Genomic DNA, 15,407 nt, shown 5'->3' with positions numbered 1-15,407 from the left:
ACGGATCACGGTACCGCCTCGCCCAGGCAGGCCAGGGGGATAATTGGCGGGTCGCAACAGTCGCTCACTTCCTGACAAATATCCCGATATCTCCTTTTTGGCCCAGACATGGTTGCCCGAAGTCAATACATGTATCCCATTACTCAAAAGCTCATCCGCCACCTGCGGCGTTATCCCGATGCCTCCAGCTGCATTCTCGCCGTTAGCTATAACCAGGTCTATGCCGTAACTCCCGACTATCTCCGGTACGAGATGACGCACACCATTGCGGCCGGGGCTGCCTATGACGTCTCCAATAAATAACACCTTGATCTTACTTGGCATATTCTACAGCCCTGGTTTCCCTTATGACGGTTACCTTGATCTGCCCCGGGTACGTCATCTCAGATTCTATCTTTTTAGCAATATCCCGGCACATTAAAACGGCAGCGGCATCTGAAACCGCGCCGCTATCCACAATAATTCGCACTTCCCGGCCTGCCTGTATAGCAAAAGACTTATTAACACCGGGACAAGAATTTGCAATCCTCTCCAGGTCAGTCAGCCGCTGAACATAGCTTTCCAGCGTTTCTTTTCTGGCGCCGGGCCTGGCCCCGGACAAGGCGTCGGCTGCCTGAACCAGGACAGCCAGAACACTCTCCGGGGGAACGTCTTCATGGTGGGCCGCAATAGCGTTTACAACCTGACCGGACTCGCCATGCTTCTTAGCCAGGTCAGCGCCGATCAAGGCATGGGGTCCCTCTATCTCGTGATCCACGGCCTTACCTATGTCATGTAATAAGCCAACCCTCTTGGCCCTTTTAATGTTCAATCCCAGTTCAGCAGCCATAATACCGCACAAAAAAGCAACCTCCAACGAGTGTTGCAACATATTCTGCCCGTAGCTGGTTCGATATTTGAGTTTACCGATAAGCTTAACCAACTCCGGATGGAAGCCATGCACCCCGACATCAAAGGTGGCCTGCTCTCCGGCCTCTTTTATGGACACCTCCACCTCCTGGCCCACCTTTTCCACAACTTCCTCTATCCGGGCCGGGTGTATCCGTCCATCTGCTATTAATCTCTCCAGAGCTATCCTGGCCACTTCCCGCCGAACGGGATTGAATCCGGACAGGATAACCGCCTCCGGTGTATCATCAATGATCAAATCCACGCCGGTAGCGGCCTCAATGGCCCTGATATTACGTCCTTCACGCCCGATAATTCGCCCCTTCATCTCCTCATTAGGCAAATTCACCACAGAAACTGTCTTTTCAGCGACATAATCTCCGGCATAGCGCGCTACCGCCAGAGAAATTATCTCTTTTGCCTTTTTATCCGCGGTTTCTTTGGTATCGTTCTCTATTTTTTTCAACAACTTGGCCGCATCCGTCCGCGCCTCTTCTTCAACCTGCTGGAGAAAAAGTCCCTTGGCCTCTTCTGTAGAAAGCCCGGATATCCTTTCAAGCTGTCGTCTTTCTTCCTCCATCAATACGTGATACTCTTGCGCCTTTTCGGCAATCAGCTTTTCCTGACGTTGTAGCTCCTTTTCCCTCCGCATGTTATCCAGTTCTTTTTGATCCATGAGGGCGAGCTTATTATCAAAGTTTTCCTCCTTTTGCGCCAAGCGCTTTTCTATAAGCTGCAGCTCGGCCTTTCTTTCCTTAGCCTCTTTTTCCAGTTCCAGCTTCGTTTGGTAAAGTTCATCTCTAGCCTGTAGGGTGGCCTCCCGGCGTTCGGTCTCGCCCTTCTTTTTGGCCTCCTCAATAATCCTTTCAGCCAATCTCTCGGCAGATTCCAGCTTGGCTTCTACTACTTTTTTACGGATTAAAAAGCCCAGAACGGCTCCCAGACAGGCAGCCAATATAACGAAAGATACAATTACCAGTGTAGTGCTCAAATGCCAGGCACCCCCTTTGCTGATTAAATTTAGTGATACCGGTTCAGCCGCAAGATAAAGCGATTATTACACATAGATAAGCAAGATGACGGGTATAAAGGAGAGAAGATGGAAAGAGGATCGGTCGTTAATGTTTCAGGTCAGGAAAGCACAGGTCAAGGCTTAACCCTTTTAAGAGTACATCTTATTAATTTGATCTCAACCACTATTGTTAGCCATACTCGCGCGCCTTTTAAAACTCAAGACCATTAACCAAAAAACAATACTGGATACCATCAAGCAGCCTTGACAAAATCCAGCCTTCTTTCCTTGTACAGCCCCACCCGTTATCATCTTTTAGCTTGGTTTATATGTAAACCCTTGCGGGATATTGCTAATCCCCCCGCCCCAATGCCGTGCTAGTAGATTTATCGAACCTAGTCTCTTAAGTGGGTGTCGCTCAGTACTCTTTCAGGCTTTCTCCGCTTGTAAGCAGAGCCATGCCCTCCGGATCCATGGCAACCCCCTAGGCCGACAATGTTGGCTCAAAAATACTACTAGTCACCAACATCGCAGGGGGAACTTCCATTAAGTTTGTGTATCGATTACCTCTATCAGCCTCTTTGACTTTTCGGTCATAACGCCGCGATAATCTTCGAACTCCTTCTTTACCTGATAATAATCGCTGGCTATATCCAAGGCGGCCAGCATAATTATTTTGTGGTCAGATATATTTTTAACCCTGGCCTGAACTTCTTCAACCTTGGCCTTTAAATAATTCACGATGTCCCGTGCATCCTCACGCTGAGGAGCAACTCTAAACTGAAACTCCTGACCAAGTATCTCAACCGTGATTATCCTAGTCACTCAACCTACCACAGGACAAATACAAATCTATACAGAAACGTCGATCTCCTCTAGCTTGCCTAATAACGAGTTTATCCTCGCACATATCACATCCCGCTCAGACTGCAACCGTTCTGTTTCACTTTGAAGCTTTTTTAATTCTTCTTCCAGTCTCCCTTGAATGCCCTGTAATTCTGCCTTCTCCATTTTTAACTCATTATAAGCAGCGAGCAGTTTTTCAACCCGCTCTTCTAACCGGCCAAAGTCCTCAGCGCCCATCTTTTGAACCTTTCTTTTATCGACACTTTCAATTGAAATATAATCGTTCTAACTTTGAAAAGTCAAGGTATTTCCTTAGCTATCAGGCGATACTTTTGGCCCGGTCAGCTGGGCTATTTCCCACTCCGCCAGCGGCCGATAGGGATTTTTAAGGTCACCCATGGACAAGACCTTTTTATAAGCATCGACAGCCTTGGCTGAGTCGCCCATCATCCTGTAGGTACGACCTAGAGAAAGGTCGGCTAATCCCCTCAGATCTCCGTCAGGCGTGGCGACCATGCCAAAATATCGAAGGGCAGCGGGGTAATCTTTTTTCATTTTAAAACAATAGCCTAGAGAGAGTGAAATAACGGGACGCAGTGCGTGGTCTTCCGGCAACCCCTCCAGAGAGCTTTCATAGGCCCTTATCGCCCGGTCTAACTTACCCTCTCTGTAGTAAACATTGCCGATTTCCAGCCATGCCAGCAGGCCGGCTTTCGTATCCGGATATTCTCTCGCCAGCTTCTCCAATGCCGGGGTCATTTGATCCGGTCTTTGCCTTATAGCCTTTTCATACATAGCCAGGGCCTCGGCATTACTGTGAGCGGTATAAGCTGTCCACCCAGCCCAGCCGGCCACAATAAAAAGCGCCGCTGCCAATGGCCACAGAATAATCTTAATCCGGTCCTTAACAAACTGCCATTGCAGTGTTGGATCACCAACGCCTTCCAGCCCGCTCTTTGAACAACCAGGGCGCTTTTTAAACAGTTTTGGGGTTTCCGACATCTATATCCTCCTCTCTAACCTGACTGATAACTATATTTATACCTAAATCCGGGGAATATTGCCAAATTAAATTTGACACGACTGATGAATCCTGTTAATTAACTCTGCGGTTTCTTTATAAAGAAGCTGGCCGGCCAGTACATAATTTAGACCAACTTATTCTGGGGTTGATTTTGCCTTTTTGGAGGAAGCAACATGCCGCTAGATGAAATTGTTATCAGCAAAGCTATATTAAACCGGTACTTTGAAAAATTCTCTTCTTGTATGGAATTAGATGTAGCCATAGTGGGCGCCGGGCCGTCCGGAATGCTTGCGGCTTATCGCCTGGCCAAGGCCGGAAGGAAGGTCGCCATATTCGAGCGCAAATTGAGCATAGGCGGAGGCATGTGGGGCGGTGGCATGCTTTTTAACGAGATAGTCGTGCAGAAGGAAGGAAAGCGCATTTTAGACGAGCTGGGGATTAGAACGGCAGATTATGAAGACGGCTATTACACGGCAGACGCCGTGGAAGCGGTCACCACGCTCTGCTCTCGCGCCTGCCAGGCCGGAGCCCGGGTCTTTAACTGTATAACCGTGGAAGATGTTATGGTGCGCGAAAACAGGGTGTGCGGGCTGGTAATAAATTGGACGGCCGTGGATATGGCCGGCCTTCACGTCGATCCCCTGGCCATACGGGCGCAGTATGTGGTGGACGCTACCGGACATGCCACCGAGGTCATGAAGGTCATTGAGCGCAAGGTTGGATTGGCGCTGCTTACCGAGACAGGCCGTGTGGCTGGAGAAAAGTCGATGTGGGCGGAGGTAGCCGAAGAAAACACCTTAAAGAATACCAAAGAGGCCTTTCCGGGGGTATTTGTGACGGGCATGGCTGCCAATGCCACCTTTGGCTCCTACCGCATGGGTCCTATTTTTGGCGGGATGCTTATTTCCGGGGAAAAAGTAGCCGGGCTAATCAACGAAAAGCTGTCTTAGAGAAAAACAGGTTTAGGCCCGCGGGGTTCATGCAGCGAAGATCTCCTTTTTCGTCAGCACATCTTTTTTAATAAAATCTATTGCCTCCGTCATAGCTGCGATCACGTTTTCCCGAAAATCACCGGCGATGACCAGGATCATCAGGTCATCGCCGACAGAAAACCGGCCTTCCCTTATCTCTGCCAGGCACTCAACTATGCCCGGTTTCTTCTTTGTATCCTGTAAGACCTGTGCCAGTCTTTGTTGATCTACTTTTACTTCCACGGCCAGAACCTTCCGTCCATCCCGCGAAGTCGCGCGCACCACGCCGTTATGGCACAGAATCATTCCGGCGTCCGCAATTTTTGGATGGGCCTTGATCTTTTCTATCAGTTTACCTGCGTCCAAAATATGTCCACTCCCTTTCGTTAGTCTTACTGCCTGCAGCTTCCATTTTCAGTCGGTTACATGTTGTAACCGACTCATTGCCTTCTTTCTTTAACCAGCCCCTCGTGCATGAAAAGGTTATCCCTTGATTTGTTTCAGTGCGGGCGCTGTGGTGAGTTTCGGGGTCAGGGCGAAGCTGTTTAACCCGGCCAGCATTTTAATTCCGTCGAATTCGACGGGATTAAAATCAGGGTTGTTGAGCTGCTCCCAAATGCTGTTGAGTCCGGTATTGGTTTTAAACCCCTCGAATTCGCGGGGGTTAAAACTTTTAATTGCGGCGAATTCGCCATACATGATTGATTTTCTGGTCTTGGTCATGGATTTTCCTTTATGCGGCGAACTGGTTCAAGAAGACGTAGTTTTTGACGTATTCACCAAACAAAACAATAAAAGCATATTTACATGACCGTCCCCATTGTTCGCACAAAGTTATATTTAGAAACGATACTATTCCGTAAACATTAATATTCCACTGACCTCTTTAATTTTGCATTTATGTGGAATATTCCCTGTCCAAGCGTCCACTCCATCAGCATTCTGAAGATGATCAATGTGGCGTTCAATTCTTGCTAATGGATTCCTACAATCAGTCTTATTTTTTAACTCACGAGCAATGTCTTTTTTTGAATATTTCCCTTCCAAGATCATAAGATCAATTAGACCGCCTTGCGTGTTAATCCCATGTCTGAGCCAGGTTCTTCCTTCTTTAATTGGAAGGGGGTTTATTAATTGTCGTATTGTATCGTTATAATCAGTTTCTCTTCCGTGGCTCATAAAACAATCCTTTCTTTCATCGAACACAGCGTGCAATAAGCCGCCGGCAGTCGAATTGAACTCAGCCGCGTCGGCCCGTGGCCTTCCGAAAAAATCGAACCCCGTTCCACGGCGTCGGCTGGACTGACGTGTTAGCTGTCCGCTTCCATCGTGATTCCTGCCATTACCTCGATACCCAAGGCATTCTTCATTGGCAACAAGTCTTGAGGCAAGGCGGATTCCAGTACGAGCAGTGTTCTTACGCTTTGAGGCTGGTTGGTAACTGCCTGATATGCCTCAATGACGGATTTGTATTTTACACACTGAAATATGCCCCTGACAATGTCGGACCAATCAGATTTTGAAGATTTCACCTCCACTGCAATCCAATCAATACCGACCTTGAAGAGAATGTCCACGGAATCGCCAGAAGGGAGTGGATACTCGGTTTTGCCTTCTTCTGTCCGAGCAGGCAACTTGAGAATCCGAGGATTTTTGGCAAGGAACTCTTTTAGTCTCCTGTGTTGCTCGCTTTCTCCTCCTCCGCCACCTGTTCGTGCCTTCGCTAATGTCGGAGAGTAATCAGTAGAGACCGGATGGAGTTCCAGCTCGGCCAGAATGTCGCGCCATCTTGGGTATGCAAATATTCTTTGCAGTTGGGCGTCTACTATGGCGCGTTTTTGTTTCAGGGGTAATCGTCGGAAGTCTTCCTTTTCTGCTATGAACCAACCTATTCCTTCTCCAGGAAGGCCCGTGTTTTTGTTGACAACGAGGCACTGAATCGGCGGAATCTCCCCCAATTCTTTTGGTAGTGATAGAAGTGTGTGGCCAATACTACCAAGAACGTAGTTCAAATTCTTTGGATTCGACATGCCAAGTTCTTTTGCTAAATCAGAGTAGTAGATTGGCGTGTGGGTCTCTGCTTGTCTAACAAGTAGGGGCAGGGCTTCTCGACCTCGGCGCTGATATAGCTTATCCCCAAATATGGTTAAGACTCTCTCTGCGGTTTCCACGGTGGCCTCCATCTGGTACGCTAATGCGGGGCTGAGCCGCCGCGAAGCGGTCGGTTTCGTGCCCCTGGTTCTCCCGGCGCTTCGCCGGGAAGGGGCACACGGCTCAGCCCCGCATTCCCACGGCGCGAAGCGCCGGGGGAACGTTCCGCATAACCGGCTGGCAATGGAGCGCAGCGGAATTGCCAGTCCGAGTTGATGCGGTTGTTAGACCATCATTTATGCTTCTTAAATATGTTAAACAAGCTCCATTTGCTTATGTTCTTTTTTGAATATTTGTCAAACATTCTCATCACCTCATTTTCATAACCCTCTGCCTCATGAGGAGCCAACTCGTATGCAGACCTTTTATAAGGCAAGCCGTCAGAATCAGTGAATTCCACAATGAAATGAGGATCTGCGCCTGATTTAAGCAATGCTTCTATTATTTGGAGATATGTTTTCGCGACATCACCCTCATACCTATTTTCATGGAGTTGCCATAAAGCTGTGAGGAGAGGAGTTTTATCATAACGCAGCATCCGGTTTACGATATTTATGGATGCACCCTTCTTGAGAAGAATCTTTACAAGATTTAAATGACGCTCTACAACGGCATTATGCAATGCTGTTCCTCCAAACCCATCTTTTTCATCAATATTTGCACCATGTTTCAGAAGAAACCTAACTGCTTTCATATCACCTTTTCTGGCCGCCTCTGGTAAATTGTCCGCTCTGATTGCCCCGCCATTCTTCACCAGAAAATCTACACGTTCCCAATCGCCATCAAGAACAGCTTCATTCACTTCATATTCGTCCGGTGTTGCACCATGTTTAATAAGTGCTTTTGCTAGATCATAGTTGCTGTTGTCCAAAGCGGAGGACAATGCAACACTTGCAGATGCCCTGTCGCTCACTACGATTGAGAATAGACGATTTATCAAACTGTTATCCTTATGTTCGACTGCAAGGTAAAACCAGTTATTCAAGCTGGCCCAATTTATCTCATTCTTCCGCACTTTCTCGTGCAGGCTCTCCAATAATACATCTATGACGTTCAAATGCCCGTTGGATAGAGCTGAACTAAAAACATTCCTATATCCGATCCCAATCCGATCCCAATCAGCATGTATGTCGGCTCCGTGTTCAATGAGCAACTTAACAATATCGGCATTCCCATATTCCGAGTGGTAAAGCAATGGTGTTCCCTTATCGGTTTTTGTTGGAATATTCGGATTTGCTCCATGATCAAGCAAGAGTTTGATATTCCTGTAGCCCTTTGCCCTGGTGAGCACGTTCCCACAGTGGGCTTCTGTATTTACGTCAGCACCGAGCTCCAGTAATAGCTCAACTATCTCGCTGTTGCTGGCATCCCATGCCGCTATCATTAATAGTGTGGCATCGCTATGGCCTGTAATTGGGGATCGCGAATTGATGTCGAGACCCTTTGAAACCAGTGAGCGAATCTTAGCAGCATCATGCGCATCAATGGCGTTACACGCCTCTTGCCATAAATTTTTTTTGATTTGTTCGTCATCTGCCATTATTTATTCCTTAGGTCTAACGGCCGAGCTCAGTGGAATGCGTATAATAAGGGGTGCGAAGAATTCGCAGCCCGGTTATACGTATTCCACTGAAGCGAATTGTTGGCGGGCCGCGATCAAGCGCGCAGCCAACTATCAGGCCGTGCCATACAAATTTAAATTGGATGCGCGCAAAATAAATAGCCAATAATTCGCTTCAGCGAAGCTGAGCTCGGCCGTTGGCGTGGCGCGCAGCGGCACATTGCCTTGTTAGACATTTTTATTCTCTGTTTGCTGGTTTTTTACGCAATTTTTTTGTTTGTATCCAGCCATTATTGGCATTTTTCCGATAATCAAATCTTGGAATATAAGGCTTTATGTCAATCAGCGGTGTATTATCTAAAATATCTATTTCGTTGACTTCTAATATATTTTTGTTTATTTTTTCTAATTTTACTATAGATATCCCAATGCTATTAGGCCTACAGGGATGGCGGGAAGCAAAAACTCCATGTGGTGTATCATCTAAAAATGTTGGTCGAGATAGTTTGATTTCTCCCGCTTTATCGAATATGTAGAAGAGAATGATATGTGAGAAAGTTTCTATTGTCTCTAATCCTTCTTTGTATTCCGGAAATACCTCAATTATCCCTTTGCTGTTAGGTTTAACAGAGCCTTGAATCGGGCATTTATCTTTGGTTTTATATGGAGAATGAATTATTCCTATTTGCTTTATCTGGAATTTCATATTTATTATTTTTTGTTTAACGGTGGGTTGATCGGAGTGTGTCTTTGCGCGTCCGTTCCTGCCACCTGTTATACCGATTTTATTTTTATTCATCTCGATGAACTCTTTTGGGAGAGAACGCTGGGATACATATTGCTATATATTCTGCTCCATACTTATAAGGAGTACTATATTTTACCCATTCACCTCTTTCAATGATAACAGCTTCATTTTCTTTTATTTCTGATATCCCATTTTTGGTCTCAATTTTTAATGTCCCTTTTAACATTATAGTATATTCGTTGAAATCAGGTATTTGACCTGGTTCAGACCATCCTTCTGGACTTCTCATCCTTGCGATACTAACATCGTCATCTTTTGAATTTACTAATCCTATCAATTCTTCTATTTGCTTCGGGGGAGATCCAGCAGCATTTATTTTTGTTGTTTTGTTTATAATTTTCATTGTATTCCTATTTTTATTTTATTGGTCTAACGCTGAGCTAAAAGGCGCCAATGGAGCGCAGCGGAATTGGCGTCCATTTTGAGCGCCGTGTTAGGCGACTTATCCCGATTCAGTTTTAAAGACAAATTTCAACTCTTCTAAGTGTGTAAGCATCAAATCGCTCGGGCTCACAAACAGGGCAGAAGGGGAACCTAACTAGCGTTCGCCCATCAAGCTTGAAGACATGTCCATTGGGGCACTCAAAAGCAACTTTTGTTATTCCGTTCCCAAAACCTTTTAACGGCCTCAGACCAGAGTCTTTAAGCTGGTCTTCAATCCACTGAGCACCATTTTTTGGCTTGGGTTTTGGAATTGGTGCTTGTGATGTATCTCTGCGAATGCCCACTGACTTAGCTACTTCCAACCCCTGATTAACCCAATCCCAAGTGATGAATCTATCATCTAGCTTTAACAGCTCGTCACTCAGGGCATATGGGATTTCGGTCAGTGGTGATCTTTGGAAAAACGCGCTTTCAGCATTGTAAGTATCTTCTACAGCGAAGAACTCTTTTATAACCCATTTTTGACCAGTAGCTTCAACAACCTTACCAGCGGCCTTGTCGAATTGAGTATTATGCTCTTTCAAGCGGACTTCGGGATTTCTTGTAGTCAGACCCACCTTGATTAAATTTGGATCAGACGGATGTATGAGTACGTAAATGAAGCCAGCTTTTACGGCCATGTCAATCATCCTTGTCGTCTAACGGGCCGGATGAGGAGCACCCCGTAGGGGTGTCTGTTCGATTCGGATTGATAGGCCGCGCTTCGCGCGGGCTGTCAATCCGTCCTCATCCGGCCCGATAGGGCGACGCGAAGCGTCGGCCTATCGCTTGGCATCACCGGCGGGAATGGAGCGCAGCGGAATTCCCGTCCGAGTGCATGCCATTGTTAGACATATTCCTCATACATTTCCCGCGTTTTCAGCGAAAAAACCCTTGCAATAATGATACGGATGCCGATCTTGAAAACGTCCCAAGTTGTCCAGTACGGTCACGATCCGGCATCTTGCTTTTCCACCGTTTTTCTCGCCACGCAAACCACGCCCCACCATTTGCATGTAGCGGACTGGACTGAAGACTGCACGGGATATGAGAATCATGTCGATCTTTGGCGCGTCGAAACCGGTGCTCAAAACCGTGTGATTGCAAAGAACGCGTATTTCGCTACGCTGGAATCTGGACAGGAAATAACGCCGTGCTGTGGTTGGAGTATCTCCGCTGATTGCGGCTGCGGAAATACCTTCAAGATTCAGTCGAGCTGCCATTTCCTGACCATGCAAAACGGAGTTGGAAAAGAACAGGATGGAACCTTCCTCTGCTTCCTTGATACAGTTCACAAGTCTTTCGTTGCGTTGCTCGCTACCAGCCAGCCGTTGGTTGATAGATTCAAGCAGGTTCTCGAAGTCAAGCCCCTCCCATGGCTCAAGAATCGTGGAAAGCCGTTCAATTTCTTCAGGCGTCAGGTCGATGCCGCTCTCTAATGCATCATTGTCCACTTCTGCCAAGACACCTTGATTACGAAGGCGGCTATGGAGGTCTTTCTGATCGGGGGGCAGCCATCGGCTGTCGAAGCGGCGGGCCAGCCTTCCACTTTCTTCATCGTCCGTCCGGAATGGAGTGGCGCTGAGTCCGAGAATGGGCGGTTCGTCTTTCGGGGGCGCACCCGGTCTCGGAGCTTCTGCGTCGAGGAAGCGCAAAAGGTTGGTGTAGCTCGGCGTGATGGCGTGGTGACACTCGTCCACCACAACCAACCCCGGGTTTCGCAGCCCAGCCAGCCCGTCGACGCCCATGCGGCTGTTGAGCGTTTGAATCGAGGCAACCATCACGACCGGTTTGTCCGGCTCTTGAATCGCCGGATTGGGATTGCCGCCCCACAAGCGAACGATGCGCAGGTCGGTTCCTTTTGCGCCAAGATTGAGCCAGACCTGACGGAATGCCTGCACGGCCTGCTCGCAGAGTTCGTCAGTCTGCGCCACCCAGATGACGCTGCGCTGGGCGCCTTCAGGTTTAAGGACATACAGGACCGCAGCCTCAACCGTCACAAGGGTCTTGCCGCCACCAGTGGGGAGACTGACGACCGCGCGGCGACGAGTTGTTCCGCTGGTAATCAGCGTTCGTATGCCATCCAGCACATCCTCCTGGAAGTCGTGGAGCGGAGGCAACTCGATGGGACCGCTGATGAACTCTTCCGGTTCGCGGCGGGATTTGGGGGATGCGGCGAAATCATTGGGGAAACCGATGCTCGCGACGAAAGCACGTGCTTCGGCGGTGTTCCAGCGGGACGGAGGCTTCAAACCCTCCTGCTCCAGCGTTTCCTTGAGGGCAGTAAGCGTAGCCGGACCAAGCTGAGCGAGCACCAGTTCGGCAAGCCGCATTGGCGCAACAGTTTGAAGAAAGGCCATGCCCCCGATACTGCCGAGCGCCTGGCGCAATGGTTCCTCCCGATTGCCGACCGCGAGCAGCAGTCGTTCCGCCAGCGAGGAGCCTCGCGCAACATGTGTGCGGATCTTGTCCACTTGCGCATCGCCAAGAATGCGCAACGCCTCGTCGGCGGTGTGCTTGAGCCACCCAGCCGCTGCGGCTTCCGCGAGCAGATGTTGAAGTCTTTCGGTCCGCGCCATCTGCGCCAGTTGCGCCATATTGAGGAGCAACTTATTCTCCCACATCAGACAATGCACGGGGCTGGCGTTGCCAGCAACCAGCAGTCTCAGGTCCGACACTGGCTGGCAACGAGCGGTTTCTCGAACATCGTCCCGAAGCACGTCGGCCAACTCAGGGATGGTCTCGACAAGAAGTCCTTCGGGACTTGTCGCCTCACTCCATTCGGGCTTCATCAACTCCGCCAGGTCTCGCGCTCCATTCTTCAGCCACAACGACAGCGCATCCGCGTCGAGCGTGACTGCAACGTGCCCTTGGCTTCGTCCGCGCTGGGCAAGGTCTGGCGAACCGGTCACGAAAACCTCCGCCAAAGAAACGTTCCCCTCTACCGTTCGGAGCGATTGCGGAACGACTTTGTCGCGCGCCGCGCCCGTCCAAAGTTCACGGAGCGAATCGTTCGCCAGTGTCTCTGGAGTCACGAGCGCCTTGATGAGCACCTGCCACATGTCGCGAACCTGATCCGGTGTCGCATTGACCTTCGGAATGGCCGCTTTCAGCGTCTCAAGTGCGGGTTGTAGTTTCTCCCAATCGAGGAGTAAGGTCATCGTACGTTCGTGCGCTCGTTCTGCAATCGCAGCAACACGAATGACCATGCCGCCGAGGTTCCATGATCCGTAGCGAAGCAATAGCCAGAGGAGCGGATGGGGGACGTCTATCTTGGGATAGTTTGCAACGGTGGCATGACCGAATTTCACACTCTTAGGAATTTGTCCATGGTCAAGTAGATTCAAGAAACATGCCGTGAGCTTGGAGTTCGGACCTTCGGTCAACTTCGGCAAAAAGTGCCAGCCGTTCGGCATATCGAGTCCTGAAGGCTTCAGATACGTCGAATCTGCTCGGTTGTTCACTTTTTTCCCGTAATAGCTTCTCCAATGCGAAAGCCATTCGTACATGCCATTCCCTCTGTCGAAATCGTTAACCGTGCCAGTTCCCGTAGGGAACTGGCACACCCCCAACTTGGCCAACAAGTCCTTGTCTTCTGCGTGAACTTCCGTGTCCACAAGCAGTTGCTGATTGGAAGAAGTATCATCAGCGCTCACCAATTCCCCAGGCAACAAAACATCGTCGGCGAAGACCCATTCGCCATCGCGACGCCGGATTCGAACTTGGCTGGTATTGGAATTGACGAACTCCCGGCCTATTGCAGATGGTGCCGCCCTTAACCGCGTCCAGAACGCCAGCCATCCGTTGTTCTTGGCGTCGGCGGGATAGGTGGGAATTCTCCGTAAAGCTTCCTGAAGGACATCAAGCCACACGCTGCCGTCGAGCGGCTTCACCTTCAACACATGGGTAAGAATCCTATTCGCTTCTGCATCCTCGCATAGCCACCTGGCGGCCGGATGCCGACCGTCCGGAACGTACGTTCCCTCTGGCGCAATGACCGCCTGATTCGCCGTCAACAGATTGCCGTCGTCGGACGGAATGATGGCGATCGTCGAGCGAACCATCGACCATTCACCGGGTTTGCAGTCCTTCTCGTATGCCTCCGCGAGTTTGAGCGCTTGAATAGCCTTGTCGTGCTCGACGGACGCAACAGCAGCAAACCATTTTCTCACGTCCCGCTGTTGCAGGTTAGAGCACGAAGGGGCTGTTGTTCCTTCAGGTCGGATGCGTTCCGCGAGCGCTTTGAGACGGCTGCCGCGTTGTTTTTCCAGGCAGGAAGGATGGACAATCTGGCTCAGTTGCTTCTCGTCCGCGAGCGCCTGCCACGAACGGGCAAGGTCAGCGTTTTCCCGTGGATGGCGCCACAACTCGGTCCCTTGACGGAGAGCGCCCAAACTATCCGGGACCACCGCGGAGATTTCGAGCGCATTCCAGAGCGCCTTGACAAGCGGCTTCGCATCCTCGTCCGCCCGCTCCAGTTGACGCGGGAACGCATCCAGCACCCGGCCCGGATCGGCTGCAGTCATCAGTTGCGGCAGCGTGTCGGCGATGAGCCTGGCCGCCTCCTTCATCAAAGCCGTATTCCATTCACCGGGGATGATGGCATTGCGGTCGCTGTTCAGTTTCCACGGCGCGTTGAGAATTCCGGTCAGGTACGTCGACGTATGCGTCGGGAAGAACGCCCAGAAACGTCCCGCTTCCTCGCGCCTGCCTTCGATGGGCATCGCCCAAGCCAGCGGCACCTCATCGCGCTCATGGACATGCGTTGCATCGTCCTTGGCGCGTTGGTCGGTGATGTGAATCAACTTCTCCACAACTCGCCACCGTGAAGGTGACTTCGCTCTTCCGTCATAGAGAATAACGTCTTGGCCATCGGACTCGCGGCGCAATTCGCGCCTCGGCGCTGCATCGCCGCCGGCGCCGAGCGCCAGGCTGACTGCAACCGGCAGGAAAAGGAGAAATTCGGCGGGAAACTCCCCAATCTCCTTCTGCAAATGGGCGTGGAAGCTCTCGGCCTTGATCTCCGCAGAGACAACGGTTGTCGCCCACGGGAATCGGTCGCGTAGAGTGGCGGTAGAATCTTCGGCCAGCGTCCACGCCAGGCGCAATCCAGGCGCGTCTTGCACCTGAAATCGGTCTCTTAACTCAGTGCGGCATCTCGCAGGATCGAACCCGAAGGCAGATTGTCCGCTGGTGATGTCGATCTTCCCGCCAAGGCGCAGCAATGACTTGAACCCAAGTCCGAATCGCCCGATTTGATTGCCCCGCTTCGGCGACGAGTGGGAACGCAACAACGCGTCAATGCCTTCCTTGCTGAACGGCGCGCCCGTGTTCGCCACATAGAGGCACGAGCCGTCCAGCAGAACCTCGATGCGGGGCCGGTCATCTTGGCCGGCACCAGACTCATGGGCTTCAAGAATGGCATCGGCGCCGTTCTGAACAAGCTCCAACACCTGCCGGTAGCCATATCCACCGGCAAGGACAACCTGTTCGATGGCGAAATGTTCCCGGATATCGCCAGGCGAGGCTTTGTATGCCTGAAGCCTGCTTTCTCGCGATTGATCAATGAAATCGTTCATGTCTAACATATTATTATCTAGTTTTCTGGATAATATCAGGAAGGTTCAGCATGATCAATAAAATAAAAAGTACATCTTGACGTAACTATTTGAATTCACTATGGTTAACGAGTTGAATAATCCCCTTTCCGTCATGTTATCCAG

15 protein-coding genes and 1 other RNA gene (1 of these 16 only partly in view) are annotated in these 15,407 nt (G+C 50.0%); 1 reads left to right on the top strand and 15 read right to left on the bottom strand.

Translation table 11 applies throughout. From position 1 onward, the window contains the following. The 6 genes from PHT49_01100 to PHT49_01075 form a co-directional block, all read right to left on the bottom strand. Positions 1-324, bottom strand: the 5' end (the start) of a protein-coding gene (locus PHT49_01100; GenBank protein MDD5450481.1) for a TIGR00282 family metallophosphoesterase. The gene continues 489 nt to the left of window position 1, outside the view; only the first 324 of its 813 coding nucleotides appear in the window; its start codon is at positions 322-324; the stop codon falls past the left edge of the window. Further along, on the bottom strand, positions 314-1,879 hold the full coding sequence (rny, locus tag PHT49_01095; protein MDD5450480.1) for a ribonuclease Y: 1,566 nt from the start codon (positions 1,877-1,879) through the stop codon (positions 314-316). Before rny ends, PHT49_01100 begins: the two co-directional genes overlap by 11 nt. Positions 1,880-2,254: 375 nt before the next feature. Continuing rightward, positions 2,255-2,440: non-coding RNA, 6S RNA (gene ssrS, locus PHT49_01090), on the bottom strand. Between the two features lie 6 nt (positions 2,441-2,446). Then, the gene (locus PHT49_01085; protein ID MDD5450479.1) at positions 2,447-2,725 is read right to left on the bottom strand and encodes a cell division protein ZapA; all 279 of its coding nucleotides are present in this window, start codon (positions 2,723-2,725) and stop codon (positions 2,447-2,449) included. A 27-nt stretch (positions 2,726-2,752) separates the two neighbouring features. Continuing rightward, positions 2,753-2,983: a cell division protein ZapB gene (locus PHT49_01080; protein MDD5450478.1), complete on the bottom strand. Its 231-nt coding sequence runs from the start codon at positions 2,981-2,983 to the stop codon at positions 2,753-2,755. 75 nt (positions 2,984-3,058) lie between these two features. Then, positions 3,059-3,748, bottom strand: coding sequence for a tetratricopeptide repeat protein (locus tag PHT49_01075; protein MDD5450477.1), 690 nt, complete (start codon positions 3,746-3,748; stop codon positions 3,059-3,061). Positions 3,749-3,943: 195 nt separating this feature from the next. On the opposite strand from PHT49_01075, the gene PHT49_01070 reads away from it, so the two are divergent. Then, complete coding sequence (locus PHT49_01070; protein MDD5450476.1) at positions 3,944-4,720, top strand: sulfide-dependent adenosine diphosphate thiazole synthase; 777 nt, start codon at positions 3,944-3,946, stop codon at positions 4,718-4,720. Positions 4,721-4,747: 27 nt separating this feature from the next. Here PHT49_01070 and PHT49_01065 read toward each other — a convergent pair whose 3' ends face one another. The 9 genes from PHT49_01065 to PHT49_01025 all read right to left on the bottom strand — a co-directional run bounded on the left by PHT49_01065 (position 4,748) and on the right by PHT49_01025 (position 15,272). Continuing rightward, on the bottom strand, positions 4,748-5,107 hold the full coding sequence (locus PHT49_01065) for a molybdenum cofactor biosynthesis protein MoaE (protein ID MDD5450475.1): 360 nt from the start codon (positions 5,105-5,107) through the stop codon (positions 4,748-4,750). Between the two features lie 117 nt (positions 5,108-5,224). Then, the gene (locus tag PHT49_01060; GenBank protein ID MDD5450474.1) at positions 5,225-5,464 is read right to left on the bottom strand and encodes a hypothetical protein; all 240 of its coding nucleotides are present in this window, start codon (positions 5,462-5,464) and stop codon (positions 5,225-5,227) included. A 129-nt stretch (positions 5,465-5,593) separates the two neighbouring features. Next, positions 5,594-5,947, bottom strand: coding sequence for a hypothetical protein (locus PHT49_01055; GenBank protein MDD5450473.1), 354 nt, complete (start codon positions 5,945-5,947; stop codon positions 5,594-5,596). Positions 5,948-6,051: 104 nt separating this feature from the next. Continuing rightward, positions 6,052-6,912: a hypothetical protein gene (locus PHT49_01050; protein ID MDD5450472.1), complete on the bottom strand. Its 861-nt coding sequence runs from the start codon at positions 6,910-6,912 to the stop codon at positions 6,052-6,054. Positions 6,913-7,124: 212 nt separating this feature from the next. Then, positions 7,125-8,432 (bottom strand): ankyrin repeat domain-containing protein, encoded by a 1,308-nt coding sequence (locus tag PHT49_01045; protein ID MDD5450471.1) that lies wholly within the window; start codon positions 8,430-8,432, stop codon positions 7,125-7,127. A 259-nt stretch (positions 8,433-8,691) separates the two neighbouring features. Continuing rightward, positions 8,692-9,252 carry a tRNA (N6-threonylcarbamoyladenosine(37)-N6)-methyltransferase TrmO gene (gene tsaA, locus PHT49_01040; protein ID MDD5450470.1) on the bottom strand — a complete coding sequence of 187 codons (561 nt, stop codon included), beginning with the start codon at positions 9,250-9,252 and terminating at the stop codon, positions 8,692-8,694. After that, complete coding sequence (locus PHT49_01035; protein ID MDD5450469.1) at positions 9,245-9,604, bottom strand: hypothetical protein; 360 nt, start codon at positions 9,602-9,604, stop codon at positions 9,245-9,247. The genes tsaA and PHT49_01035 overlap by 8 nt, the downstream gene beginning before the upstream one ends. 115 nt (positions 9,605-9,719) lie before the next feature. Further along, positions 9,720-10,325, bottom strand: coding sequence for a GIY-YIG nuclease family protein (locus PHT49_01030; protein MDD5450468.1), 606 nt, complete (start codon positions 10,323-10,325; stop codon positions 9,720-9,722). A gap of 219 nt (positions 10,326-10,544) precedes the next feature. Further along, entirely contained in the window at positions 10,545-15,272 is a 4,728-nt protein-coding gene (locus tag PHT49_01025) for a DEAD/DEAH box helicase family protein (protein MDD5450467.1), read from the bottom strand. Positions 15,273-15,407 lie beyond the last annotated feature (135 nt).

Source organism: Desulfovibrionales bacterium, from assembly GCA_028715605.1.
GTDB lineage: Bacteria > Desulfobacterota > QYQD01 > QYQD01 > QYQD01 > QYQD01.
Note: the sequence above shows the minus strand (reverse complement) of the source record. Positions and strands in the feature narration are given on the sequence as shown.